Source organism: Bradyrhizobium sp. P5_C12 (assembly GCF_054049735.1).
In genome coordinates this window covers 18,775-39,696 of record NZ_JBFULU010000060.1, presented here as the reverse complement: position 1 = coordinate 39,696, position 20,922 = coordinate 18,775, and the positions used below count along the sequence as shown (strand labels likewise).

At 65.7% G+C, this 20,922-nt stretch carries 19 protein-coding genes; 11 read left to right on the top strand and 8 right to left on the bottom strand.

All coding sequences use genetic code 11. The features are described from left to right. Positions 1-117: 117 nt before the first annotated feature. Positions 118-1,662 carry a cation:proton antiporter gene (locus ACXJMY_RS33455; protein WP_456623616.1) on the bottom strand — a complete coding sequence of 515 codons (1,545 nt, stop codon included), beginning with the start codon at positions 1,660-1,662 and terminating at the stop codon, positions 118-120. A gap of 104 nt (positions 1,663-1,766) precedes the next feature. Here ACXJMY_RS33455 and ACXJMY_RS33450 point away from each other — a divergent pair, with 104 nt between their 5' ends. From ACXJMY_RS33450 to ACXJMY_RS33435, 4 genes are all read left to right on the top strand, one after another. Continuing rightward, positions 1,767-2,531 (top strand): hypothetical protein, encoded by a 765-nt coding sequence (locus tag ACXJMY_RS33450; RefSeq protein ID WP_456623615.1) that lies wholly within the window; start codon positions 1,767-1,769, stop codon positions 2,529-2,531. Between the two features lie 277 nt (positions 2,532-2,808). After that, the gene (locus ACXJMY_RS33445) at positions 2,809-4,194 is read left to right on the top strand and encodes a tetratricopeptide repeat protein (protein ID WP_456623614.1); all 1,386 of its coding nucleotides are present in this window, start codon (positions 2,809-2,811) and stop codon (positions 4,192-4,194) included. A 339-nt stretch (positions 4,195-4,533) separates the two neighbouring features. Then, positions 4,534-6,444: a propionyl-CoA synthetase gene (locus tag ACXJMY_RS33440; protein WP_456623613.1), complete on the top strand. Its 1,911-nt coding sequence runs from the start codon at positions 4,534-4,536 to the stop codon at positions 6,442-6,444. 173 nt (positions 6,445-6,617) lie between these two features. Continuing rightward, positions 6,618-6,887 carry a hypothetical protein gene (locus ACXJMY_RS33435; protein WP_456623612.1) on the top strand — a complete coding sequence of 90 codons (270 nt, stop codon included), beginning with the start codon at positions 6,618-6,620 and terminating at the stop codon, positions 6,885-6,887. A gap of 263 nt (positions 6,888-7,150) precedes the next feature. Here the strand turns inward: ACXJMY_RS33435 and ACXJMY_RS33430 are convergent, their stop codons facing one another. Continuing rightward, positions 7,151-7,846 carry a DUF1013 domain-containing protein gene (locus ACXJMY_RS33430; RefSeq protein WP_456623611.1) on the bottom strand — a complete coding sequence of 232 codons (696 nt, stop codon included), beginning with the start codon at positions 7,844-7,846 and terminating at the stop codon, positions 7,151-7,153. A gap of 243 nt (positions 7,847-8,089) precedes the next feature. On the opposite strand from ACXJMY_RS33430, the gene ispH reads away from it, so the two are divergent. The 3 genes from ispH to rnhA are packed head-to-tail and all read left to right on the top strand — an operon-like array spanning position 8,090 to position 10,521. Then, positions 8,090-9,058, top strand: coding sequence for a 4-hydroxy-3-methylbut-2-enyl diphosphate reductase (gene ispH, locus ACXJMY_RS33425; protein WP_456623610.1), 969 nt, complete (start codon positions 8,090-8,092; stop codon positions 9,056-9,058). Between the two features lie 6 nt (positions 9,059-9,064). Continuing rightward, the gene (locus tag ACXJMY_RS33420) at positions 9,065-10,060 is read left to right on the top strand and encodes a homoserine kinase (protein ID WP_456623609.1); all 996 of its coding nucleotides are present in this window, start codon (positions 9,065-9,067) and stop codon (positions 10,058-10,060) included. After that, complete coding sequence (rnhA, locus tag ACXJMY_RS33415; RefSeq protein WP_456623608.1) at positions 10,057-10,521, top strand: ribonuclease HI; 465 nt, start codon at positions 10,057-10,059, stop codon at positions 10,519-10,521. The genes ACXJMY_RS33420 and rnhA overlap by 4 nt, the downstream gene beginning before the upstream one ends. Positions 10,522-10,698: 177 nt before the next feature. Here the strand turns inward: rnhA and ACXJMY_RS33410 are convergent, their stop codons facing one another. The 6 genes from ACXJMY_RS33410 to ACXJMY_RS33385 form a co-directional block, all read right to left on the bottom strand. Further along, entirely contained in the window at positions 10,699-11,184 is a 486-nt protein-coding gene (locus ACXJMY_RS33410; RefSeq protein WP_456623607.1) for a redoxin family protein, read from the bottom strand. Between the two features lie 108 nt (positions 11,185-11,292). Further along, a complete protein-coding gene (locus ACXJMY_RS33405) occupies positions 11,293-11,847 on the bottom strand; it encodes a DUF924 family protein (RefSeq protein ID WP_456623606.1) in 555 nt (184 codons plus the stop codon). A 27-nt stretch (positions 11,848-11,874) separates the two neighbouring features. Next, positions 11,875-13,560 carry a long-chain-fatty-acid--CoA ligase gene (locus ACXJMY_RS33400; RefSeq protein ID WP_456623605.1) on the bottom strand — a complete coding sequence of 562 codons (1,686 nt, stop codon included), beginning with the start codon at positions 13,558-13,560 and terminating at the stop codon, positions 11,875-11,877. Between the two features lie 189 nt (positions 13,561-13,749). Continuing rightward, a complete protein-coding gene (locus tag ACXJMY_RS33395; protein ID WP_456623604.1) occupies positions 13,750-15,210 on the bottom strand; it encodes a D-alanyl-D-alanine carboxypeptidase family protein in 1,461 nt (486 codons plus the stop codon). 175 nt (positions 15,211-15,385) lie between these two features. Then, positions 15,386-17,182, bottom strand: coding sequence for a glucan ABC transporter ATP-binding protein/ permease (locus ACXJMY_RS33390; RefSeq protein WP_456623603.1), 1,797 nt, complete (start codon positions 17,180-17,182; stop codon positions 15,386-15,388). Positions 17,183-17,273: 91 nt separating this feature from the next. Further along, a complete protein-coding gene (locus tag ACXJMY_RS33385; RefSeq protein WP_456623602.1) occupies positions 17,274-18,323 on the bottom strand; it encodes an ABC transporter substrate-binding protein in 1,050 nt (349 codons plus the stop codon). Between the two features lie 227 nt (positions 18,324-18,550). On the opposite strand from ACXJMY_RS33385, the gene ACXJMY_RS33380 reads away from it, so the two are divergent. The 4 genes from ACXJMY_RS33380 (at position 18,551) to ACXJMY_RS33365 (ending at position 20,887) form a co-directional block, all read left to right on the top strand. Beyond that, complete coding sequence (locus tag ACXJMY_RS33380; protein ID WP_456623601.1) at positions 18,551-18,928, top strand: hypothetical protein; 378 nt, start codon at positions 18,551-18,553, stop codon at positions 18,926-18,928. Between the two features lie 118 nt (positions 18,929-19,046). Then, positions 19,047-19,451, top strand: a complete 405-nt coding sequence (hisE, locus tag ACXJMY_RS33375; RefSeq protein WP_456623600.1) for a phosphoribosyl-ATP diphosphatase — start codon at positions 19,047-19,049, stop codon at positions 19,449-19,451. 194 nt (positions 19,452-19,645) lie between these two features. Continuing rightward, a complete protein-coding gene (locus ACXJMY_RS33370) occupies positions 19,646-20,248 on the top strand; it encodes a YqaA family protein (protein WP_456623599.1) in 603 nt (200 codons plus the stop codon). Between the two features lie 99 nt (positions 20,249-20,347). Continuing rightward, positions 20,348-20,887, top strand: coding sequence for a hypothetical protein (locus tag ACXJMY_RS33365; protein ID WP_456623598.1), 540 nt, complete (start codon positions 20,348-20,350; stop codon positions 20,885-20,887). The last annotated feature ends 35 nt before the right edge of the window (positions 20,888-20,922 follow it).

Below are 20,922 nucleotides of genomic sequence, written 5' to 3'. Positions count from 1 at the left end.
GGCCGGGACCCATAACCACAGGCGTGTGTTTGGCGAAGACTGGGCGTTCGGGACTGGCACCATCCGTAACGGATGGATTCCGCGGTATGGGTCCCGGCCTTCGCCGGGACGAGAAGATTATCCCCCCGCGCTCAATTCTGCGCGATCGAGCTCTCCCTCGACCCGGTGAAACGCGTCGTCGCCGATCACTTCGGTGGCGCGGAGGTCGAAGATCGATTTGCGTGCGGCTTCGATGGCGCGGCGGCGCAGGGGGTCGGCGGGCAATTCGCCGTTGGTGATGCCGCCGTGCGGGTCGTCGTCCGCCTGCATCAGGATGGCGCGATATTCGAGCCGCAGGATCTCCGCCTCTTCCGACGGATCGTCCTCGATCGCATCGAGCGCCGCGCGATAGGCGACCGCGCGGGCGCGCGCGACCTCGACGCCGACGGGATCGTCGTCCTTGAGGCCGAACGCCAGGATGAGCGGCCGCAGCGTCAGGCCCTGGATCACCAGCGATCCCAGCACGACCGCGAACGCGATGAAGACGATGAAGTCGCGATAGGGAAAGTTTTCCGGCAAGGCAAAGGCGGTGGCGAGCGTGACGAGGCCGCGCATGCCGCACCAGGAGATGATGAGGCCGCCCTTGGGCGAAGCCACCTGCTTCGGATCCTTCGGATGATAGATGTCGTGCGCGATCAGCACGCGCAACGTCGTGCGGTAGAACGTCACCCAGGCGAGCCGCACCAGCACCACCGTGAGCAGGATCCAGGCCGCCGCCACGCAATATTCCCAGCGCACCTCCTGATCGAGCCGCGTCCAGATCGGCCGCATCTGCATGCCGATCAGCATGAAGGCGAGCACGTTGAGCACGAACACCGTCGTCTCCCACACCGCATAGGACGGCACCCGCAGCCGTGCCGGCATGCTGGCCGGCGCCGTGCGCGCCATGGTGATGGCGTAGACGACGATGGTGAGGATGCCGGAGAGGCCGAGATGCTCGGCGGCGATCCAGACCATGAAGGTGGTGGCAAACTGCACGATGATCGCACTCGGCACCTCGGTCACCCGCTGCAGGAACAGCGGGATGATGCGGGCCGCCAGAAGTCCGGCGAGGACGCTGCCGACCAGCCCCAGCGCGATCGTCGGCGCGACCTCGCTCCATTTCAGATGCTCCATCGCGACCGCGCCGACCGCGATGCGATAGATCAGCAGCGCAGTCGCATCATTGAGCAGGCTTTCGCCTTCCAGCACCTTCACCATGCGGTAGGGCAATTTCACTTGGCTCAGGATCGCGACCGCAGCCGCGGCGTCCGGCGGCGCCACGATCGCACCGAGCGCAACCGCAGCCGCCCACGGCATGTCCGGCATCAACCAATGCGCGACCAGCGCGACGCCGGCTGTGGTCATGCCGACGGCCGCCACGACCAGGGTCGAGACTGGAACCCAGTTGTTGCGGAGGTCGCGCAGCGAGGTGTCGAAGGCGGCGTCCAGCAGCACCGGTGCGACAAAAAGCGCCAATGCCAGGTCGGGTTCGAGCGTCCAGGACGGGCTGTTAGGCACGAAGGCGACCAGCGCGCCGCCGATGGCGAGAAAGGTCGGGTAGGGGACCTTGATCCGCCGCGCCAGCGCCGATAATGCAACGGCGCCGAGCAGCAGCGCGATGATCCATTCGAATGTCGACACGACGATCCCCGAAACCAGATTTGAGCGACGCCATAAGCTAGCATCAATCCGGCCGTATGATGGATAGTGTGGCTACAAAGCAAGAGCTCCCGACTGCAACAACCATGCGTTCTTCCGTCCTGATGCAATTTCCTGGTGCCGCGCTGCTCTGCGTGCTCGCGCTCGGTGCCGCCCATGCGGCGACCGGCGGCGAGCCCGTCGCGGTCCCGCAGGTCGACGTCGCGCCGTGCCTCGCGGCGAGCGCGGCCGATGACATGGACAAGGCGGCCGCGGCCTGCACCGCCGTGATCGACAACGAGAAGACGGCGAAGCCCGACCTGATCAAGGCGCTGATCGCGCGCGGCGCGCTGTTCGCGCGACATGACCAGGTCGATCGCGCGATCGCCGACGATAGCCGGGCATTGCAGCTCGACCCCACGCTCGCCGACATCTTCAACGCGCGCGGCGAGCTCTGGCTGAAGAAGGGTGACCGCCCCAGGGCCGTGCAGGACTTTGGCGCGGCGCTGAAGATCGATCCGAACCACGAGAAGGCCAAGGCCAATCACAAGGCGATGGCGCGCGAGCTCGAGCGGATCGGGGCGCAGATGGCGGTCGCCGGCAAGCCGAGCTTCAATTGCAGGAGCGCGCGCCGCGCGGTGGAGAAGGCGATCTGCGCCAACCGCGAGCTCGCCGATCTCGACCGCGAGGTTTTTGCCGCCAACGCGCGCGTGCTGCGCGAAGCCCGCAATGCCGGGGAGGCCAAGGCGCTTCAGCGTGCGCAGGATGATTTCATCGCCCGCCGGAATGCCGAATTCGGCCGGCCGGGATATGATCTGAAGAAGGCGATGCAGGAGCGCTTGCAGCGGATCAACGGGGTGGATGGGTATTGAGGCGGTCTTCGCCTCTCCCCGCGCTTGTCCGCCGAAGCTTTAGCGAAGGCGGATGCGGGGAGAGGCCGGAATTTGCGAGAGCAAATTCCGGGTGAGCGGGAGTCTCCGCGAGTCCGACTGCTGCCGTCCCCGCGGAGACTCCCCCTCACCCCACCCTCTCCCCGCAGGCGGGGCGAGGGAGAGCAGGCGCCGGTGCGCCCCCCGCTAGGCCCGATTTGAACCCGATCCTCGCTCCCCGCGACAATGGTGAAAACCTGACGTCACGGAGCCTTATGCCATGTGCGGTACGCGTCCTTCCGCGCAAACCTTCCCGTTTGCCAAAACCTCGCTTCGCGCTTTGCTGCTCAGCGCGGCGATAAGTCTTGTCCTTGCCGCGCCGGCCTCGGCTGGCGTCGATTGCGTGATGGGCAGCAAGGCCGAGCCCGCCGAGCTGATCCCGGCGTGCAGCGCCATCATCGATCAAGCCACCAATCCGAATTCCGACCGCGCCGCGGCGCTGCTGGTGCGCGCCGACGCCAATGCGCGGACATCCGGCGGCCTCACGCAAGCCCTCCGGGATATAGACCGCGCCATCGCGCTCGACGGCAAGAATGCACGTGCCTGGCGCCTGCGCGGCGACCTGCTGCGCGAGGCCGGCGGCGATCTCGGCCGCGCCGCGGCCGACCTCAGCAAGGCGATCGAGCTCGATCCGCAGGATGCCGAAGCCTATGAGCTGCGCGGCGTCGTCTACACCAATCAGCGCCGGCTCGACCGCGCGCTGGCCGATTACGACCAGGCGATCAAGTTGAAGCCGGACTATGCCCAGGCCTGGTCCGATCGCGGCGCGACCTATTATCTCGGCGGCGACAACGAGAAGGCGGTCCGCGATCTCAGCGAGGCGCTGCGGCTCGACCCCAACCGGCCGCGCAGCTACACCAATCGCGGCGCCGCCTACAAGAAGCTCGGCCAGCTCGACAAGTCGGTCGCCGACGATGGCGAGGCGATCAGGCTCGATCCCAAGGTGCCGGAATATTACGACAATCGCGGCCTGTCGCTGGCCGCGATGGGCGAGTACGACAAGGCGATCGCCGACTACGACCAGGCGCTGCGACTGGCGCCACGGCCGAATTTTTTCACCAACCGCGGCGATTCCTACCAGCTCAAGGGCGAGCTCGGTGCGGCGCTCAGCGACTACGAGGCCGCGCTGAAGCTCGATCCGAATTTCGCGCAGACCTACAACAACCGCGCCGTGCTCTACAAGAAGATGGGCGAGCGCAAGAAGGCGCTGGCCGACTATGAGACCGCGCTGCGGCTCGATCCCGGCAATGACAACGCCTCCGCCGGCCGCCGCACCATGATCGCGGAGATCGCGAAATTCGGCGCCGAGCCGCCGCGCCCGCTGAATGCGGGCACCGGCAACGGCCCGTCGTTCGATTGCGCGACCGCGAAGCGCGAGGTCGAGAAGGTGATCTGCGCCGACCCGCAGTTAGGGGTGCTCGACCGCCAGATCGCCGAGACCTATGAACGCGTGCTGAAATCCGCCCGCGCCCGCTCGGCCGGCGAGCTCCGCCGCACCCAGCGCGATTTTCTCAGCCTCCGCAACGCGAGCTTCGGCCGTCCCGGCTACGATCTGAGGAAGGTCATGCAGGAGCGGTTGCAGCGGTTGAATGCGATGGAGAGCTAGGCTGGTTTCTTCGCCTCTCCCCGCTTGCGGGGAGGGGCCGGAATGCGCGCGAAGCGCGGATTCCAGGTGAGGGGGAGTCCCCGCGGGTCGAACTCTCACCGTCCCCGCGGAGACTCCCCCTCACCCCAACCCTCTCCCCGCAGGCGGGGCGAGGGAGCGCACCGCCCGCGCGGCAGCAGCGTCCTCCGCCGAAAGGCACCACCCTTTTCAGCTTGAACCGCAGCCCGTTCCCGGGAAAATACCCCGCAAACAAGGCTGGCCCTTGATCCTGGTCATGGCGGGACTTCTGTCCTGTCGTCAGGTCAAAGCCGGACAAATAAAGGGAACGGGAGCGCTTGCATGAATGTCCGGGGAACGAGTCGTTATCACGAGGTCCATGCGCGCTCGCTGGCCGATCCTGCAAGCTTTTGGGCCGAGGCGGCCAAGGAGATCGACTGGATCGAGCCGCCGAAAAAGATCTTCGATCCCTCGCAGGGCGTCTACGGCCGCTGGTTCAGCGGCGGCGTCGTCAACACCTGCTACAACGCGCTCGACCGCCACGTCGAACGCGGCCGCGCCGACCAGGTCGCGCTGATCCATGATTCGCCGCTGACGGGCTCGGTCACCAAATTCACCTATGGCGAACTGCTGGGCGAGGTGCAGGCGCTCGCCGCCATCATGCAGGATTTCGGCGTCGCCAAGGGCGATCGCGTCATCCTCTATATGCCGATGGTGCCGGAGGCCGTGGTCGCGATGCTCGCCTGCGCGCGCATCGGCGCGGTGCACTCCGTGGTGTTCGGCGGCTTTGCCGCCAAGGAGCTCGCCACCCGCATCGACGATGCGCAGCCGAAGCTGATCCTGTCGGCGAGTTGCGGCGTCGAGCCCGGCCGCATCGTGCAGTACAAGCCGCTGCTCGACGAGGCGATCAGGCTTGCCGGCAGCAAGCCGAAGGCCTGCATCGTGCTGCAACGTCCGCAGCTCACCTGTGACCTGACGCCCGGCCGCGATTACGACTGGGCCAGCCTGCGCCGCAAGGCGATGAACGACGGCAAGAAGGCCGCTTGCGTGCCGGTGGCCGCGACCGATCCGCTCTACATCCTCTATACGTCGGGCACGACGGGCATCCCGAAGGGCGTCGTGCGCGACAATGGCGGCCATCTCGTCGCGGTGAAATGGTCGATGTTCAACCTTTACGGCGTCAAGCCCGGCGAGGTCTGGTGGTGCGGCTCCGACATCGGCTGGGTGGTCGGCCACAGCTACATCGTCTACGGGCCGCTGCTGCATGGCGCGACGTCGATCATGTATGAGGGCAAGCCGGTCGGCACGCCCGACGCCGGCGCGTTCTGGCGGGTCATCGCCGAGCACAAGGCGGTGGCGCTGTTCACCGCGCCGACCGCGTTCCGGGCGATCCGGAAGGAGGATCCGGACGGCAAGTTCATCCGGCAATACGACCTCTCGACATTCCGCACGCTGTTCCTCGCCGGCGAGCGCGCCGATCCGCCGACGGTGGAATGGGCGGAGCAGCAGTTGAAGGTGCCTGTGATCGACCATTGGTGGCAGACCGAGACCGGCTGGTGCATCGCCGGCAATCCGGTGGGCTTGGGCATGCTGCCGGTGAAGCACGGCTCGCCGACGGTGCCGATGCCGGGCTACCAGGTCGACGTGGTCGACGAAGCGGCAAAGCCCGTCGGTCCCAACACGATGGGCTCGATCGTCATCAAGCTGCCGATGCCGCCGGGCTGCCTGCCGACGCTGTGGAATCAGGATGCGCGCTTCAAGGAGGCCTACCTCACCGAATTCCCCGGCTACTACAAGACCTCCGACGCCGGCTACAAGGACGAGGACGGCTACGTCTTCGTCATGGGCCGCACCGACGACATCATCAACGTCGCCGGCCACCGGCTGTCGACCGGCGGCATGGAGGAGATCCTGGCCTCGCATCCGGATGTCGCCGAATGCGCCGTGCTCGGCGTCAAGGATGCCATCAAGGGCGAGGTGCCCTGCGGCTTCCTGGTGCTCAAGGCCGGCGTGAAGCGCGCACCCGCCGAGATCGAGAAGGAGATCGTCGCATTGGTGCGCGACAGGCTCGGCCCCGTCGCCGCCTTCAAGCTCGCGATCACCGTCGGCCGCCTGCCCAAGACGCGCTCCGGAAAGATCTTGCGCGGCACCATCAAGAAGATCGCCGACGGCGAGTCCTGGACCATGCCGGCGACCATCGAGGACCCCAAGGTGCTGGACGAGATCGGGGAGGCGCTGAAGGGGAGGGTGTGAGGTTTCCGTCGTCATTCCGGGGCGATGCGAAGCATCGAGCTACGGTGCGCGATTGCGCACCTGAGAATCTCGAGATTCCGGGTTCGGTCCTGCGGACCGCCCCGGAATGACGGCGCTTAGACTTACATTTTCCTCATTCCGGGCTAAACAGTGCGGCCAACAAAGGACCCTTGATGCAACTCGCCACCGTGCCGCGCCTGCTCGCCGCCGCATTGCTCGCCATCGCTGTCTCCGCCTGCTCGGCGCGCTACCAGACGCCGGTGGCGATGGGCGGTGACGACGACGATGCGGTCTGCCAGAGCCGTGGCTATGCGCAGGGCTCGCCGGAATACGTGGCCTGCCGCAAGGACCGCGACGTCCAGCGCAACGCAGCGATCACCCGCTCCGACCGCCGCCAGCGCGATCTCGGCGAGTACATGCTGAACCATCCGGAACGGCCGTAGGCGCGCGCTGTTTCTCTCGTGTCGTCCCGGCGAAGGCCGGGACCCATACCGCGGAATCCATCGGTCGCGGACGGTAGAAGTACCGAACTGCGAGGCTTCGCCAAACTACTCCCTGTGGTTATGGGTCCCGGCCTTCGCCGGGACGACACTGAGGGTGTGGCGCGAGCGCGCTGCCTCTCAACAGCGGAGAGGCACAACAAAAACGCGGCAGGTCACCCCGCCGCGTTCAGATCGCATTCAACAGGCGAACAGAGAGCGGAGCCTTACTCCTCCTCCTGGTCCTGCTTCTTGCCGCCCAGCGTCTTCAGCTTGGCGAAGACGGCGTCGACGTTGAGGTCGTCGCTGGATTTCTCGGCCGGCTCGAACTCGTCCTTCTTGGTGGTCTCGGAGGCCGGCAGCAGCGTCGCGCCGCCATAGGCTGCGTCGATCGGCTTTTCCTTGGCCGCGCGCGCCACCTCGAAATCGAGCTCGATCTGCGAGCAGAGACCGAGGGTCACGGGATCGATCGGGGTCAGCGACGACGTGTTCCAGTGGGTGCGGTCGCGGACGCTGGCGATCGTGCTCTTGGTGGTGCCGACCAGGCGCATGATCTGGGCGTCCTTCAGCTCGGCATGGTTGCGCAGCAGCCAGAGGATGGCGCTCGGGCGCTCATGGCGGCGCGAGACCGGGGTGTAACGCGGGCCCTTGCGCTTGGGCTGGGGCGGCAGCACCACCTTGCTCTCCTGGAGGCGGAGCCGGAAATCCGGGTTCTTCTCGGCCTTCTCGATCTCCTCGCGGGTCAGCTGGCCGTTGGAAATGGGGTCCATGCCTTTAATGCCCTGGGCGGCGTCGCCGTCGGCGATCGCCCGGATCTCCAGGGGGTGCATCTTGGTGAAATCGGCGACCTGGTCGAAGGTCAGCGCGGTGTTGTCGAGCAGCCAGACGGCGGTCGCCTTGGGCATCAGAGGTGCGTTGCTCATGGCAAATCTCCTTTGTGCTTCGCCCACCCCTTTGGAGGCGAAGCCGGTGGTCATCAGCGATGACTGGGAATTCGCGCTATATAAGCCCGGAGGGGCTAGCCACGCAATGGTTCTGCTATAGATAGTGCCTTGACAGCGCCCGAAAGGGGGCCCAATTCCCTGTAAGCCCGTACCTAAGCCCTATTCCACCCATCGACCGCTTCCCGCCCATTTGGCGAGGTGATTCGGTCCCGAGATCGCTCAATGTCAGCCAAACCAGACCTCAAGATCGTGCTTTGTTCTCCCCGCGGCTTCTGCGCCGGGGTGGTCCGGGCGATCGACACCGTGGAACGGGCGCTCGATAAGTACGGCGCCCCCGTCTATGTTCGCCATGAGATTGTGCACAACAAATACGTCGTCGACGGGTTGAAAAAGAAGGGCGCCATCTTCGTCGAGGAGCTCGCCGAAATCCCGGAAAATACCTCCGCGCCGGTGGTGTTCTCGGCCCATGGCGTGCCCAAATCGGTTCCGGCCGACGCCCAGTCCCGCAATTTGTTCTCGCTGGACGCGACCTGCCCGCTGGTGACCAAGGTGCACCGCGAGGCCGCGATCCATTTCAAGCGCGGCCGCGAGATCTTCCTGATCGGCCATTCCCATCACCCCGAAGTGGTCGGCACGCTCGGCCAGCTCCCGGTCGGCGCCGTGACCCTGATCGAGACCGCCGAGGACGCCAAGACCATCACGCCGAAGGATCCGAACAACATCGCCTTCGTGACCCAGACCACGCTGTCGATCGACGACACCGCGGAGATCGTGGCGTTGTTGAAGGAGCGCTTCCCGAACATCAACGGTCCGCACAAGGAAGACATCTGCTACGCCACCACCAACCGCCAGCTCGCGGTGAAGAAGGTGGCGCCGGTGGTCGACGCGCTGATCGTGGTCGGTGCGCCGAATTCGTCGAACTCGCAGCGCCTGCGCGAGGTCGCCGAGCGCGAGGGCTGCCCGATCGCGGTGCTGGCGCAGCGCGCCGCCGACCTCGACTGGAAGCGGTTCGAGAACATCACCAGCCTCGGCATCACCGCGGGCGCCTCGGCACCGGAAGTGATCGTCGAGGAGATCATGGACGCTTTCGCCGAGCGCTTCACGCTGCATGTGGAGACGGTCTCGGCCGCGGAAGAGAACGAGTTCTTCCCGTTGCCGCGCCAGGTGCGCCCCGAAGCCGCCGCCGAGTAGACTTTTATGGCGGTCTACACCGACGTTGCCGCCGACGAGCTTGCGGATTTCCTGAAGCAATACGATCTCGGCGAGTTGCTCTCCTACAAGGGCATCGCCGAGGGCGTCGAGAATTCCAACTTCCTGCTGCACACCACCCAAGGAAACGGCCGAGCCTCGTTCATCCTCACGCTCTACGAGAAGCGCGTGGCGAAGAACGACCTGCCGTACTTCCTCGCGCTGATGACGCATCTCGCCGAGCACGGCATCAACTGCCCGCTGCCGGTGAAGGCGAAGGACGGCGAGGCGCTGCACGAGCTGTCGGGACGGCCGGCTGCGATCATCACCTTTCTCGAAGGTGTCTGGCCGCGCAAGCCGAACGCGAGCCATTGCGCCGGCGTCGGCGAGGCGCTGGCCAAGATGCATCTGGGCGGCGCCAACTTCGCGATCAGGCGCGCCAACGCGCTCTCGGTCTCCGGCTGGCGGCCGCTGTTCGATGCGGCGTCACACCGTGCCGACGAGGTGCAGCCGGGCCTGCGCGCGTTCCTCGAAGCCGAGCTCGATCATCTCGAGAGCGGCGTCTGGCCGAAGCATCTGCCCGAGGGCGTGATCCACGCCGACCTCTTCAACGACAACGTCTTCTTCCTCGGCGACCAGCTCTCGGGCATCATCGACTTCACCTTCGCCTGCAACGACATGCTGGCCTATGACATCGCGATCTGCCTCAACGCCTGGTGTTTCGAGGCGGATCACTCCTTCAACGTCACCAAGGCGCGCGCCTTCCTCAATGCCTATGGCCGCGTGCGCAAGCTGACCGAGGCCGAGGAGGCCGCGCTGCCCCTGCTGGCGCGCGGCGCGGCGATCCGCTTCCTGCTGACGCGGCTGGTCGACTGGCTCAACGTGCCGCCGGGCGCGCTGGTCAAGCCGAAGGATCCGCTGGAATATTTTCGCAAGCTGCGCTTCCACCAGAGCGTCTCCAGCGTGCGCGACTACGGGCTGCTGCCGTCAGGACTGGTCGCGTGAGCGAGCGTCCCAATGTCACGATCTATACCGACGGCGCCTGCTCGGGAAATCCCGGGCCCGGCGGCTGGGGCGCGATCCTGAAGTTCGGCGACAAGGAGAAGGAGCTGAACGGCGGCGAGCGTCACACCACCAACAACCAGATGGAGTTGATGGCGGCGATCTCCGCGCTCGAAGCGCTGAAGAAGCCGTGCACCGTCGATCTCTACACCGACAGCCAGTATGTGCGGCAGGGCATCACCGGCTGGATCCACGGCTGGAAGCGCAACGGCTGGCGCACCGCCGACAAGAAGCCGGTGAAGAATGTCGAGCTATGGCAGCGCCTCGATGCTGCGCTGAAGGCGCACGAGGTGCGCTGGCACTGGGTCAAGGGCCACGCCGGCCACCCCGAGAACGAACGCGCCGATCAGCTCGCGCGCGACGGCATCGTGAAGGCAAGATTGCAGCAGCGGGTGGCGGAGTAGCGGGCGCATCGCGCCCACTCTCCGCCGTCATCCCGGCGAAGGCCGGGATCCATAACCACAGGATTGGGTTTAGCGAAGACTCGCGGTTGCCAGCTCGCGCGACAATTCCACCCTGTGGTTATGGGTCCCGGCCTTCGCCGGGACGACACCGAGAGTGTGGCAGCGCGCCGGGCCGCCTTACAGCTGCCCCAGCAGCGTATCGCCGCCGGAGACCTCGACCTTGCCGGGCATCGCCTCGAGGTTCAGCTTCTTCACTACGCCGTCCTCGACCAGCATCGAGTAGCGCTTGGAGCGGATGCCGAGGCCGTTGCCGGAGGCGTCGAGCTCCATGCCGATCGCCTTGGTGAAATCGGCATTGCCGTCGGCGAGGAAGGTGGCCTCGTCGCGCTGGTCGGTGTCGCGCTTCCAGGCGTTCATGACGAAGGCGTCGTTGACGGAGACGATGGCGATGGTGTCGACGCCCTTGTCCTTGATGGCGTAGGCGTTGAGGAAGATGCTCGGCAGATGCATCTTGTGGCAGGTGCCGGTGTAGGCGCCGGGCACCGCGAACAGCGCCACCTTCTTGCCCTTGAAGATATCGTCGGTGGTCTTCACCTGCGGACCTTCCGCCGTCATCACGCGGAATTTCGCCTCGGGCAGCTTCTCGCCAATCTGGATCGCCATCGTCAGTCTCCCTGAAAATCGGTCCCGCTTTTTAGACTGTGCGGCGGGCCTGCACAATATTGCCGTCGGGAGAAGCGGTGAGGCGCGCGGCCTTTCACCGTGATGTCATCAGCCGGCAAAGCCGCCATTGTCGAGAAAGGCCTGCTCGTCCGGCGTGGTGTCGCGGCCGAGGAGGCGGTTGCGGTGGGGGAAGCGGCCGAACCGGCGGATGATGTCGGCATGCTCCCGGGCGTATTTCAGGTTCTCGGCATTGTCGGTGTCCTGAAACAGCGCCACGCAGTGCAACTGGTCCGGCAGGTGCTCGGAATGCATGAAGGGCAAATAGAGGAATTCGAGCAGGACGGGGTCGATCCTGCGATCGGCGCCCCGATCGATGGCGCGGCGGGCGACATCGCGCGCCGGCGCGTCGCTGGCAAAGGCCTCGGGCGTGCCGCGGAACATGTTGCGCGGAAACTGGTCGAGCACGATGACGAGCGCCAGCGCCCCGTCGTCGCTTTCCTCCCAGGACGCCAGCCGGCCGGCGGCCGCCTGCTGCCAGAGCGCGAGAAAGCGGCGCCTGACCTCCGCATCGAAAGCGTCGTTGCGCTCGTACCAGGCGTCGCGGCCGGCCTCGCGCCAGAAGGCGAGAATGCCGGCCGGGCTGATGTCGCCGATGTCAGTCATGAACCCAAGCCGTGCCTTGAGACGTGCCTAGGCCGCCTCCGCCTTCTTCTCGTCACGCAACTGCCGGCGCAAAATCTTGCCGACATTGGTCTTGGGCAGGTCGGTGCGGAATTCGATGTGCTTGGGCACCTTGTAGCCGGTGAGCTGTTCGTGACAGAACTTGATCACATCCTCGGCGGTGAGGTTGGGATCCTTCTTCACCACGAAAGCCTTCACCGCCTCGCCAGACTTGGAGTCGGGGACGCCGATCACGGCGCATTCGAGCACGCCCGGATGGCTCGCGATCACTTCCTCGATCTCGTTCGGATAGACGTTGAAGCCGGAGACCAGGATCATGTCCTTCTTGCGGTCAACGATCTTGGTGTAGCCCTTCTCGTCCATCACGCCGATGTCGCCGGTGCGGAAGAAGCCGTCGGCCGTCATCACCTTGGCGGTCTCCTCGGGCCTGTTCCAGTAGCCCGACATCACCTGCGGGCCCTTGGCGCAGATCTCGCCGGGCTGGCCGAGCGGCACCTCGTTGCCGTCGTCGTCGCGGATCGAGATCCAGGTCGAGGGCACGGGAATGCCGATCGAGCCGGAGAACTCGGTCGTGGTCGCCGGGTTGCAGGTCAGCGTCGGCGAGGTCTCAGACAGGCCGTAGCCTTCGGCGATGAAGCAGCCGGTCACCGCCTTCCATTGCTCGGCGACGGGCCGCTGCACGGCCATGCCGCCGCCGTTGGAGATCTTCAGCTTGGAGAAGTCGAGCTTCTTGAAGTCGGGATGATGCATCAGCCCGTTGTAGAGCGTGTTGACGGCCGGGAAGCTGTTGACCTGGTACTTCGCCAATTCCTTGACGAAGCCGGCGATGTCGCGCGGATTGGGGATCAGCAGATTGCAGCCGCCGGCGCGCACCGCGAGCAGGTAGCAGGCCGTCAGCGCGAAGATGTGATAGAGCGGCAGCGCGCAGACGATCAGGAGCTGGTCGATCTGCGGCGGCTGCGCCAGCGCCGGCTGGAGCCAGGCATCGTTCTGCAGGACGTTGGCGACGATGTTGCGGTGGAGCAGCGTGGCGCCCTTGGAGACGCCGGTGGTGCCGCCGGTATATTGCAGGAAGGCAACGTCGCCGGGCGACAGCTTCGGCTTGCTGAGCGTCATGCCGCGGCCGGCCGAGAGCGCGTCGTTGAAGGGCACCGCGCCCGGCAGCGACCAGGCCGGCACCATCTTCTTGACGCGGCGGACGACGAGATTGACGATCACGCCCTTGAAGCCGAGCAGGTCGCCCATGCTGGCGACGATGACGTGCTTCACGGCCGTCTTGGCGATCACCTGCTGGACGGTGTGGGCGAAATTCTCCAGCACGATGACGGCTTCGGCGCCGGAATCCTTGAGCTGATGCTCGAGCTCGCGCGGGGTGTAGAGCGGGTTGACGTTGACGACCGCAAAACCGGCGCGCAGCACGGCGGCGGTCGCTACCGGATATTGCAGCACGTTCGGCATCATGATCGCGACGCGGGCGCCGCGTTGCAGGCCTCGGCCTTGCAGGTAAGCGGCCAGCGCCAGCGACATCTGATCGAGGTCGCGATAGCTGATCGACTTGTCCATGCAGATGAACGCCTTGCGGTCGGCGAACTTGGCGAAGCTCTCCTCCAGCAGGTCGACCAGCGATGCATATTGGGTCGGCTCGATGTCAGCAGGCACGCCGGGCGGATATTGCTTGAGCCAGATGCGCTCCATGGAAACTCCCCTCTCTTTTAGAGCCCGTTGTGTCTCGGGCTTGCCTCGTTGCTGCCAGTATCGAACCTGCCGGAACAGGTGGCAAGCCGCCGAGGATTATGGCAAAGGCCGGGAAGTGGCTACTGGAATCGTCGCAAACCGCGCTGCCGCAGTTGCGAAGGGCGGGCGCGGTCGCGCCTCGAGGCGCCGTTAACTGTTGTTGGGCGGCTTGGCGGCGGGCTTGGTCGCAGCCTTGGGCTTGGCGGGCTTCGCCGCCTGATCGCTGCTTGCAGCGGGCTTCTCCGCGGGCTTGGCCGCCGCATGCCTGGTTCCAGCCGGCTTGACCGCGCTCTTGGTGTCGGGCTTGGCAACCGGCTTCGCCGCCGCCGTCTTGGCATCCTTGCTCGTGTCCTTGCCCGCGTCCTTGCCAGCATCCTTGGGCTTGTCGGCCGCGTCAGGCTTCTTGGCCACGCGCGACTTCTTGCCACGCGGCTTTGCCGTCACCTGCTGGTCGGCATCGGCGGCGACCGCCGCGATCAGGGCGGTGCCGGTGCGGGTCGGGCCGGTATAGACCAGCACCGGCTCGGCGGAGGCCGCGGCCGAGGCCATCAGCTCGGAGGCCTTCATCAAGGGCGGCTGCAGCCCGGCGGTGAAGAAGGTCACCTGGGCTTCGCCGCCGGTGGCGGAGGCCGATCCGGCCGTGCCGCCATTGGTTGCGATCAGCGCGTCGTCGTCGTCGCTGGCCGGCCGCTTGCGGTGGCCGCCGCACATGTCCTCGCGCAGGTTCGGCGGCGAGGCGTCGACCGGCACGAGGTTTTCGACGGTGCCGAGCGAGGGACGCAGCCACGACAGATTGTCCTGGCTGAAGCCGCGCTCCAGGAGCTGCGCCGCCTTCACCGCGCGCGCGGTGCCGGAGTTCGCGCCGAGCACCACCGCGATCAGCCGCCGGCCGTTGCGCGTGGCGGACGCCACGAGGTTGTAGCCGGAGGCGCAGATGAAGCCGGTCTTGAAACCGTCGGCGCCGGGATAGCGGCCGATCAGCTTGTTGAAATTCCCGGTCACGCGCTTGCCGAAGCGGATCGCCGGGATGTGCACGAAATACTCGTATTCCGGCAGGTCGCGCAGGAACGAGCGTGCCAGAATTCCGAGATCCCGCGCTGACGTGATCTGGCCGTCGGCAGGCAGGCCGTTGGGATTGACGTAGCTCGTCTGCGTCATGCCGAGCTTCTTCGCGGTGTCGTTCATCATCGCGGAGAAGCCGTCGATCGAGCCGCCGACGCCTTCGGCGAGCACCACGGCCATGTCGTTCGCCGACTTGACCATCATCATCTTCAGCGCGTTGTCGACGGTGAGCTGGGTGCCCGGCCGGAAACCCATTTTCGAGGGCGACTGCGAGGCCGCCGTCGGCGACACCGTGAGCAGCGTGTCGAGCGTGAGCCTGCCGTCCTTGACCGCCTTCAGCGTCACATAGGCGGTCATGATCTTGGTGACGGAAGCGGGATACCAGGGAATGGTCGCGTTATCCGCCTGCAACACCTTGCCGCTGTCGGCTTCGATCAGCAGCAGCGCCTCGGCGCTTGCCGCGCGCGGCGCAAGCAGCGCAGCCAATGCGATGGCCGCGGCGAAAAGATTCAGCAGGGAGTGGCGAAGCAGCGGGCGAAAGACGTGCACTATCCGATTCCGGTCCTGGGAGATCCGCCGGTTCCGGGCGGTCCTCGTGATCTGAGTTTCGGGTTTGAAATTCGGCGCCGCCGCTTGCGGCGATGCAAACCTATACCGGCTCGTTCGCCGAGAACAGGGGTTCAGAGCGGTATTCAGCGATGAAATAGGCCGAATTTCGACGGTCCTACCGGGACTTGACCGCCGAGGCAGCGGCCTCGGCCGCCGTCACGCTGGCCCGTGCGTGCTCCTGCACCATGAACTGCGCCTTGGCGAGCTCGGCAAAATGGCCGCCTTTGGCCACGAGTTCATCGAAAGTTCCGCTTTCGATCACGCGCCCATTCTCGAACACCAGTATCCGCGTGGCATTGCGGATGGTGGACAGGCGGTGGGCGATCACGAAAGTGGTGCGGCCCCTCATCACTTCGTCGAGAGCGGCATTCAGCTTGGCCTCGGTGACGGCATCGAGCGCGCTGGTCGCCTCGTCGAGGATCAGGATCGGCGGGTCTTTCAACAGCGCCCRCGCAATCGACAGCCGCTGCCGCTCGCCGCCGGACAGCATGCGGCCGCGCTCGCCCGCATTGGTCTCGAAGCCGCCGCTGCGCTCGATGAATTCGAGCGCCTGGGCGCGCTCGGCCGCGAGGCGCAATTCCGCCTCCGTCGCGTCCGGCCTGCCGACGCGCAGATTCTCCGCGATCGAGCGGTTGAACAGCAGCGCCTCCTGGAACACGACGCCGATGTTCCGCCGCAGCGACGTCAGCGTCACGCCGCGCACGTCCATGCCGTCGATCCTGATGAAGCCGGACTGCGGATCGAAGGCGCGGTGCAGGAGCGCGATCGCGGTGGATTTTCCGGCGCCGGTCGCGCCGACCAGCGCGATGGTCTGTCCCGGCAGCGCGGTGAAGGAGAGGTCCTCGACCGCCGGCCGCTTGCCGTCATAGGAGAAGGTGACATCGTTGAACTCGACGAGGCCCGAGAGCCGGCCGGCATCGATGGCGTCGGGCCGGTCGTGCACCGCGGGCACCGCATCGAGCACGTTGAAGAATTCGCGCAGGCGCGGCGCTTCCATGAACACGTTGTTGATGAAGCTCACGACCTGCTCGAGCTTCTGGATCAGAAGCGTCGCAAAGCTCACGAACATCACGATCTCGCCGACGGTGGTGAGCCCCTGGTCGTGCAGCGCGATGCCGAAGGTGAAGATCGCCAGCACCGTGATGGTGGTGGAAGCCCGCGTGATGACGGTGACCAGCGCCCACCACGACAGCACCGGCATCTGCGCCGCGAGCAGCTGGTCGGCGACGGAGCGCAAGCCCTTGACCTCGGATTCGACGCGCACAAAGCTCTGCACCAGCGCGACATTGCCGAGCGCGTCGGAGGCGCGCGCGGAGAGTTCGCTGTAGTGCTCCTCCACCGCCATCTGCATGCCGAAGGTCCTTCGCACCACGAAGGTCGTGAGCGCGGTGAAGACGATGCAGAGCACGAACAGCAGGATCGCCAGCCGCCAGTTCAGATAGAGCGACAGCGGCAGCAGCACCACGACCGACAGGATCGCGGCAAAATGCTCGCGGAAGAAACCGAGCCATAGCCGCCACAGCGCGTCGGTGCCGTTGAGCATCACCTTCATCAGTCGGCCGGAATGGGTGCCGGAGTGGAAGGTCAGCGGCAGTTGCAGAATGTGCTCGAAATAGTCGGTCAGCACCGCCTGGCGCTGGCGGTGGGAGAGTCGGTCGGCTTGCAGCGCGACAAGCGCGCTGCAGGCGATCGTGAACAGCCCGAACGCGACCCAGGCCATGAGGTACGGCCAGGCCGAACTCGATCCGGCCACCGTCTTGCCGGAGAGCACGTCGACGATCCGGCCGAACAGCACGGGCTCGGCGAATTGCGAGGCGGCAAGCAGGAGATTGGCAAACGCCAGCAGCCAACCCAGCCGCGCCTCCTTGCCGAGCAGCTCGAGAACACGGGTGTAGAGGCTGAAAATGGACATGCGGGCGAGGAACTCGGGCGGATAGAACGAGGTGAGCCCATATTCTAATCTGGGATCGCCCGCGAGATACAGCGGAAGCTGTCAGTTTTGCTCACTTGATCAGCCGGCTTTCGACAGGCGGCAGGAACCGGTCGTCGAAGATATCGCCCGCCACCGGCTTCTTGCGGAATTTGAAATCCTGCGCGATCTGGTCGATCGAGCGCTCCAGGCGGACCGGATCGACGCCGCCGAGGCCGTTGCGGCGAGCCTCGTCGGTCACGATGTTGTCGATCAGCACCGTGCGCAGGCGTTCCAGCTCCAGATCGCGGTCGCCATCGTCGATGCGGCTTGCGGCCTCGTCCGCCGCCCGCGGCGGCTCCTTGAGGGTCGCGTTGATGCCGGCGATCAGGGCGCGGACAAATCCCTTCACCGCCTCCGGCTTCGCCACGGCGAACGCGGGATTGGCCACCACGGCGAAGCCATAGGCCTCGCAGCCATAGTCGGCATAGCGCAGCACGACGAGATCGCCTCCGGGCACGCCGCGGTCGCGCAGGTTCACCGCCGAGAGATAGCTGAAGCCGGCGACCGCATCGACCTGTCCCGCGGAGAGGATCGGCTCGCGCACCGCCGCGCTCATCTTGTGGAATTTCACACGCTCGGGGTTAATGCCGTTCTGCTGCGCCAGTGCCGGCCACAGCCGCATCGACAGATCGCCGTCGGCAACGCCGACGGTCTTGCCGTCGAGATCGGGCAGGAGATGAACGCCGCGGCTCCTGCGTGCGACGATCGCATACGGCGCGCGGTTGAACAGCACGAACACCGCCTTGACCGGCGCTGCATCGGCCTTGTCGCGAAAACGGATCAGCTCGTTGATGTCGACGAGCGCGAGTTCGCTGTCGCCTTTGGCGACGCGTGCGAGTGCCTCCGGCGATCCGGCCGCATTGTTGAAGGACACGTTGAGACGCTCGGCGGCGTAGCTGCCGTCCTTCGCGGCGACGAAAAACGGCGCCATGCTTGCGTCGACCGGGCGATCGAAGGTGAAATGGATCGCAACGGAGGGCGCAGCGGTCTCCGCCGCATCGACGGCGCGGGCTGTCAGCGCGGCAAGCGAGATCGAAAGAGCCAGCACGCAGCGCAAGGCGATCGTCTTGAATCCAGACATCAGTCGCGCCGGTCCCGCATTGTTGTGGTTTCGTGACGCTCGCAGCGCCGGCAGGCGGCCAGTCTGTCCGCGCCAACATGAACGGCGGATGAGCGGCGGTTGCGTCATGATCACGCAACCCTGTTCATCTTGTGTTGGGGTTGAGGAACCCAACATGGGCCGCGGGTGTTTGAAAGACATGAGCCTGTCCACAGGCACCATTGGAGGTCCCAAGGAGGGTCCGAGACATGTTTGACCGATTTGCGAAATTCGCCGGCCGCAAGGCCGTCCTTGCTACCGCTGCGGTGCTGGCGCTGACCGCAATGGCCCCGACCGCCTCATACGCGGGAGGCCGCCACTGGCATGGTGGTGGCGGCGGCGCGGCGGCTGCCGCAGCCTTTGCCGGCATCATCGGCACCGGGCTTGCGATCGCTGCAACCCGCGACGCCTACGCCTATGACTACGGTCCGGGCTATTATGGCGGCGGTCCCGTCTATTACAGCGGCCCGACCTACTACGGCGGCGGCCCCTATTACGGTCCGGGTCCGAACTATCAGTACCAGCGCTACGGCGGCACCGCTCCGTCCGAGCTCTGTGGCCAGGGCTACTACACGAACTGCTACTAGCTTTGGCTACCAAGGGTTGACCACAACAGGCCGCCGCGGTTGCCGCGCCGGCCTGTTATTTGCTTTTATCGTCGGGCGTTAACGCGCTCGCCATTGGTTTAGAGTAGTTTTGAGTACCATGAGTGATTCGCTTGAGCGGCTATATCTGGCTGTGCTCGCGGCCAGAGACCTTGATCCGGCTACATCGCGCACGGCCCGGCTGTTTCAGCGCGGCCCCTCCAAAATGGCGAAGAAGCTGGCCGAAGAGGCCATCGAAGTCGTGATCGACGCGGTCAACGGCGATAGCGAGGCCGTGATCCGGGAGAGCGCCGATCTGCTCTATAATCTCACCGTGCTCTGGGCCTCGGCCGGCGTCCGCCCCGAGGATGTCTGGCGCGAGATGGCACGGCGTGAAGACATGCTCGGCATTGCCGAGAAACTGCCGAAATCGCCGATGAAGCTGCCTAAAGTCGCGTCACCGCGCGTTGCCGCCCGGCGGCCAATTGTCGCGCTCGAGGGGCGCGTGGCGCGCAAGCGCCATTAAAGCGCGATGGGATCGGGAAAAATCGTCATCGCGCTTCTGGTGATTGTCTGAGCATGACCTCCGCGCGAACGCGTTCCGCGTTTGTCGCGAGGGAAAACCGCGGCACAGTTTGCGCCAACGCAGCCCTTCGGGGCCGGATCATGCTTTTAAAACGTCACAATTCGCCCAAAACTCGCGATGGACAAATCCGTCCCATGGTGCTTCATCGCGGCGCCATGCTGAAACGTATCTACGACTGGTGCATCGACGCCGCCCACAAGCCCTACGCGCTCTGGATCATGGGTGCCGTGGCTTTCGCAGAAAGCTCCTTCTTTCCCGTCCCTCCGGACGTGATGCTGATTCCGATGTCACTGGCGCGCCCGCAGCGCGCCTGGCTCTACGCCGCGGTCTGCACCGCGACCTCGGTGGTGGGCGGTCTCCTGGGCTACGCCATCGGCGCGCTGCTGTTCGACTCGGTCGGCCATTGGCTGATCCAGGTCTATGGCCTCGGCGACAAGGTCGAGGCCTTCCGCGCCTCCTATGCCGAATGGGGCGCGGTGATCATCCTGCTCAAGGGCCTGACGCCGATCCCCTACAAGCTCGTCACCATCACGTCCGGCTTTGCCGGCTACAATATCGGGCTGTTCATCCTGTGCTCGATCGTGGCGCGCGGCGGACGTTTCTTTATCGTGGCGATCCTGCTCAACCGCTATGGCGACTGGATCCGGGTCAGGATCGAGAAGCATCTCGGATTGTGGGTGGCGATCGGCGCCGCGGTGCTGGTGCTCGGCTTCGTGGTCGCGATCAAGCTGATCTAGCATCCATCGCGACAAACGCGGAACGCGTTTGCACGGAGATCATGTTCTATCAGTAACGCTCGCTTTGCCTCCGCGCCGGCTTCGGCTACGGTTGCCGTCATGATGGTTCGATCCGGCAATCCGGCCCTGCGGCTGGGGACGCTGACTTCAGCAGCACTGTTGCTCTTGCTCGGCGCCGGCGGGTCCGGATGGCCGCAATCCACGCCGCCGGCGCTCGGCCTGCAGGAGCAGGGCCCGCAGGCCGCGCCGTCGCCATCGACACCCGCTCCACAGGCGCCGCCCGCGCGCGAGGAGAATCCCGGGCTGATCAACGAAATGGGCAAGCTGTTCGACAAGCTGCCCTCGATCCTGCCGCCGATCAAAAGCCCGAGCGAGACCATGAACGACCTGTCGCGCCTGGCGAAGCCATCCACCATGATCTCGGGCCGCGTCGCTTGCCCGGCCTCGCAAAACGGCGCACCGGACTGCAAGCAGGCCGCCGACCAGCTCTGCCAGAGCAAGGGCTACAGGGAAGGCAAGAGCCTGAACGCCGACTCCGCCGAAAAATGCTCGGCCAAGGTGCTGATCCCGGGCCGGGCCCGCAAGCCCGACGACTGCCGCACCGATACGTTCGTCACCAGCGCGCTGTGCCAGAACTGATGCGATGACCTGCGCGCGAGCAACAAGGAGTGCCC

Coding starts and splice junctions, on each gene's coding strand:
- ispH (WP_456623610.1), top strand. CDS start 8,090: ATGTCAGCCAAACCAGACCTCAAGATCGTGCTTTGTTCTCCCCGCGGC.
- ACXJMY_RS33420 (WP_456623609.1), top strand. CDS start 9,065: ATGGCGGTCTACACCGACGTTGCCGCCGACGAGCTTGCGGATTTCCTG.
- ACXJMY_RS33430 (WP_456623611.1), bottom strand. CDS start 7,846: ATGAGCAACGCACCTCTGATGCCCAAGGCGACCGCCGTCTGGCTGCTC.
- ACXJMY_RS33410 (WP_456623607.1), bottom strand. CDS start 11,184: ATGGCGATCCAGATTGGCGAGAAGCTGCCCGAGGCGAAATTCCGCGTG.
- ACXJMY_RS33380 (WP_456623601.1), top strand. CDS start 18,551: ATGTTTGACCGATTTGCGAAATTCGCCGGCCGCAAGGCCGTCCTTGCT.
- ACXJMY_RS33440 (WP_456623613.1), top strand. CDS start 4,534: ATGAATGTCCGGGGAACGAGTCGTTATCACGAGGTCCATGCGCGCTCG.
- ACXJMY_RS33405 (WP_456623606.1), bottom strand. CDS start 11,847: ATGACTGACATCGGCGACATCAGCCCGGCCGGCATTCTCGCCTTCTGG.
- hisE (WP_456623600.1), top strand. CDS start 19,047: ATGAGTGATTCGCTTGAGCGGCTATATCTGGCTGTGCTCGCGGCCAGA.
- ACXJMY_RS33400 (WP_456623605.1), bottom strand. CDS start 13,560: ATGGAGCGCATCTGGCTCAAGCAATATCCGCCCGGCGTGCCTGCTGAC.
- ACXJMY_RS33450 (WP_456623615.1), top strand. CDS start 1,767: ATGCGTTCTTCCGTCCTGATGCAATTTCCTGGTGCCGCGCTGCTCTGC.
- ACXJMY_RS33385 (WP_456623602.1), bottom strand. CDS start 18,323: ATGTCTGGATTCAAGACGATCGCCTTGCGCTGCGTGCTGGCTCTTTCG.
- ACXJMY_RS33445 (WP_456623614.1), top strand. CDS start 2,809: ATGTGCGGTACGCGTCCTTCCGCGCAAACCTTCCCGTTTGCCAAAACC.
- ACXJMY_RS33435 (WP_456623612.1), top strand. CDS start 6,618: ATGCAACTCGCCACCGTGCCGCGCCTGCTCGCCGCCGCATTGCTCGCC.
- ACXJMY_RS33365 (WP_456623598.1), top strand. CDS start 20,348: ATGATGGTTCGATCCGGCAATCCGGCCCTGCGGCTGGGGACGCTGACT.
- ACXJMY_RS33370 (WP_456623599.1), top strand. CDS start 19,646: ATGGTGCTTCATCGCGGCGCCATGCTGAAACGTATCTACGACTGGTGC.